Here is a 543-nt window from a genome sequence, read left to right as displayed (position 1 = left end):
GCGACGAAATGCTCCTGAAAACGCGGCTCGATCGCGGTCTCGACCTTGGTGATCCGGCGCACCAGCGCCTCGGCCTCGCGGCGGGCCGCGACCGAGCACAGGGCGATCCGCGCCCCGGTCCCGGCGGCATTGCCGGCGCTGGTGACCTTCTCGACCGGCACGTCGGGGATCATGCCCAGCACGAGGGCGTGCATGGGGCTGATATGCGCGCCGAAGGCGCCCGCAAGCACGACCCGGTCCACGGCCTCGACCTCACGCTCGTCCATCAGCAGCCGCGCGCCCGCGTAAAGCGCCGATTTGGCAAGCTGGATCGCGCGGATGTCGCCTTGGGTCACAGTGACGCGCGGGCCGCCCGCCTCCGATCCGTCATGGATCAGATAGGCATGGGTGCGGCCTTCGGCGATCAGGCGCTCGCTGCCGGTCTGTGCGGCCGATCCGATCAGCCCCTTGGCGTCGACCAGCCCGGCGATGCGCATCTCGGCCACCGCCTCGATGATGCCCGAGCCGCAGATGCCGGTGACGCCGCCCGGACCGACCTCGTCC

1 protein-coding gene is annotated in these 543 nt (G+C 71.1%); it reads right to left on the bottom strand.

What is annotated here, in order from left to right; translation table 11 throughout:
• The coding region (locus MBELCI_RS19025) for an ASKHA domain-containing protein (RefSeq protein ID WP_045320582.1) at window positions 1-543 on the bottom strand (543 nt) is incomplete at both ends.

The organism is Limimaricola cinnabarinus LL-001 (assembly GCF_000466965.1).
Taxonomy (GTDB): domain Bacteria; phylum Pseudomonadota; class Alphaproteobacteria; order Rhodobacterales; family Rhodobacteraceae; genus Limimaricola; species Limimaricola cinnabarinus.
This window is presented reverse-complemented; position numbering and strand designations above follow the sequence as displayed.